Origin of the sequence: Pontibacillus yanchengensis Y32 (assembly GCF_000770635.1) — a bacterium.
Lineage (GTDB): Bacteria > Bacillota > Bacilli > Bacillales > BH030062 > Pontibacillus > Pontibacillus yanchengensis.
Genome location: NZ_AVBF01000120.1, coordinates 1 through 3,260 on the forward strand (window position 1 = coordinate 1; position 3,260 = coordinate 3,260).

Consider the following 3,260-nt stretch of genomic DNA (forward strand, 5'->3'; position numbering starts at 1 on the left):
GCCCTTTTTTTATGTCTTACTTTTTTACACAATTATATAGACTTAATCGGGGAAGTGACGGATAAAGAGAGGAAAGGAGCGGATATCCAGGGGGAAGTGACGGATAAATAGCTTAAACCAGGTTGTAACTTACTCATCCTTCCTCTCACTCCCCATTCCCCCTCCCCCAACCCAAAAATTACATGTTACACCTCACCAAAAACGGGAATGTGACAAAGAGCGTATTGTGTTCAACCATGATCACTACTAGAATATATATTCGTGATTTCCATTAAGTAAGGAGGATGATGATATGGTTGAGAATGCTGAGAGACGTATTAAGGATACGAAGAAATATCTGCGGAAGCAGACGTTGCATACGATTTTGGAGCAGTTCGATGCTGAGATTATGGAGTTGAGTAAGACGGATCGGAAGGCGAAGTACGATAAGATGATGGAGGATCCTTTTAGCTTTTTCCGTGGGAGCGCGTATCTTTTCTATTATGATGTGTCGAATATTCCATTTTCCTATCATACACCTGAGGATAAGCCCACTTGGATAATGGGCGATCTTCATTTTGATAACTTCAGTGCGTTTCAAAATGAGGAAGGCGAGATTGTATTTGATGTCGATGATTTTGATGAGGGCTTCTTAGGTTCGTATCTATATGATGTGCTGCGTATGGTTGTGAGTATTCGACTGTTTGCAGCGCAGCAAGGCTTTAGTGAAACGGAGCAAGATGAGTTTGTTGAACGTTTTGCGAAGTCCTACCATAAGCAGATTAAGAAATTTACAAAAGATAAAGAGGACCCAGTTACGACACGCTTTACTGTAGATAATACGAAGAGTGCGGTTAAGAAAGCCTTGAAAAAACTTGAAGAGCGTAAGGCTACGCATGAATTGGACAAGCAGACGACTGTTGATGAAAATGGCAATCGTATTTTTGACCGTGAAAATACGAAGCTTGATCCTGTTTCGAACAATGAATTCAAGGAAATTAATAAGGTTTGGGATCAGTACCTTCAAAGCGTCGCAGAAGAGAGCTTCCAGAACAAAGATCATTATGAAATCAAGGACATTGTGAAAAAGTCAGGCGCCGGCATTGGCTCCACTGGCTTGAAGCGTTTCTATATTTTAATAGAAGGAAAGCATGACAATGAGCATGAAGATGATGTGATTCTTGAGGCAAAAGAAGCGCGCACTCCAATTCCAGCTTACTTTTTCCCATATGATGAGCAGTTCTGGACAGCCCACAAGCATCAGGGTGAGCGTGTGACTGTGACCCAGCAAGCGATGCACCATATGGCTGACCCATATTTAGGCTATTTCACGATGAATGGCCGTGATTTCTATGTCCGCGAACGTTCTCCGTATGAAAAAGATCTTAAGGAGAAGCACTTGCAGGAATATGATGATGTCGATAAAACGTTGAAGACGATGGGCAAAATTGCAGCAAAAATCCATGCCCGTGCTGATGGCGATATCGAAAATCATATTCTCGATTATCACAGTGAAAATGAAATTCTAGCAGCAATCGGTGATGACAGTGAAGGCTTCATCAACGAGCTTCAGCTATGGTCCCGATTCTACAAAGAGCGTGTAGAACAGGATCATGAGCTATTCAAAGAATGGTTGAATGAGTATTTCTATCAACTATTTCAACCGAAAAAAAGCAAAACACCACGTAGTGCTAGAAAGTAATCGTAATGGATAAAAGCTCCCGAATAGGGGGCTTTTTTTTATTAAGACCTGTGCTTTTTCATAAACATATATACAATTTTAATAGAAAGAAAGCTATGTTACACTAACCAGAAAAAGGAAGTGTTATGATTAAATATTATTTTACCGATAAAAAATACTGGATTCTGATGCCTCCATTTCTTTTGGCATCACTAATGCTTTTCCTTTTCCTACCCGAGAATTTAATGTTCTATGGGCTTATTCCACTGCCAATCTTTTGGTTTACTTATCATTGGTGGAGGAGGAAGGAAGAACATAAGCAATAAAAAAGCTCCCAATTTGGGAGCTTTTATTGTCTAGGAAATAGAATTCTAAAAGGAAGCGTTTGTTCTTAAGCAGAAATTTGCTCTGACTCACTTTCCTCTTGTTCCTTCTGCTTACGGAAAATAGTAGCGATGATAGGACCAGAAATATTGTGCCATACACTGAAAATAGCGCTTGGTACTGCCGCAAGTGGGCTGAAATGCGCTGTAGCCAATGTTGCACCTAGTCCAGAGTTTTGCATGCCTACTTCAATCGATACAGCACGTTGTTTTGGAGCTTCCAAACCGAATAATTTTCCAAGACCGTACCCAACTCCGTAGCCGAGGACATTGTGAAGTACAACGATGGCGAAAATGAGCGCGCCAGTTTCGGCGATTTTTTCCTGGTTCACCCCTACAACTGCAGTTACGATAGCCACAATCGCGATTACGGAAACGAGCGGTAATGCCTTCACGCCAGCTTCTGCTTTCGAGCCAAACAGCCATTTAACTAGCAAGCCTAGTAGAATTGGAATAAGCACAATTTTTACGATGGAAAAGAATAGCGATCCTGCTGATACAGGCATCCATTCACTTGCGAACAGCAGAACAAGTACTGGCGTTACAAGTGGTGCTAGTAACGTAGACACGGCTGTGATTGCCACAGATAATGCAGTATCTCCTTTAGAAAGATAGGTCATAACGTTTGAAGATGTGCCTCCTGGACAACAGCCTACTAAAATAACTCCTGCCGCGACCTCATTCGAAACGGGTAATAGCATCGCTAATGCAAATGCAAGTAAAGGCATGATCACAAACTGTGCACCCACACCGATTCCAACGTCTCTTGGTCGACGTGCCACCTCTTTAAAATCATCTTTCGACAGAGACAAGCCCATGCCAAACATGATGATACCTAGAAGCGGTACGATGTATGGAGCGATCCACGTGAAACCGGATGGGAAAATGAAGGATAAGACCGCAAACAGAATCACCCATACGGCGAACGTACTCCCCATAAAACCGCTGATTTTCTCTAATGTTTTCATAGTATGTACCTCCCTTATAAATGTAAAGTAGGGAAGAGTATACAGTAAAATCTGAAAAATCAAAACCTTTTTCTCTTTTTTTTAACAAATTAACGCTTTAATGGAAGGGAGGAAGTGTAGGGATGAAAATGCACTTTCTCAATCCACTTAAGCCCGTATCGCCGCGCAGTATGCTCACTTCATCTGGATATAAGCGCGTATCGCCACGCGATATGCTCGCTTCATCTGGATATAAGCGCGTATCGCCAC

The 3,260-nt window shown here is 41.9% G+C and carries 2 protein-coding genes; one reads left to right on the forward strand and one right to left on the reverse strand.

The genetic code is table 11. The features are described 5' to 3' along the window. Window positions 1-292: 292 nt before the first annotated feature. The gene (locus tag N782_RS20305; RefSeq protein WP_036824842.1) at window positions 293-1,681 is read left to right on the forward strand and encodes a DUF2252 domain-containing protein; all 1,389 of its coding nucleotides are present in this window, start codon (window positions 293-295) and stop codon (window positions 1,679-1,681) included. Window positions 1,682-2,051: 370 nt separating this feature from the next. Here N782_RS20305 and N782_RS20315 read toward each other — a convergent pair whose 3' ends face one another. Next, the gene (locus N782_RS20315; protein ID WP_036824847.1) at window positions 2,052-3,011 is read right to left on the reverse strand and encodes a bile acid:sodium symporter family protein; all 960 of its coding nucleotides are present in this window, start codon (window positions 3,009-3,011) and stop codon (window positions 2,052-2,054) included. Between the last annotated feature and the right edge of the window lie 249 nt (window positions 3,012-3,260).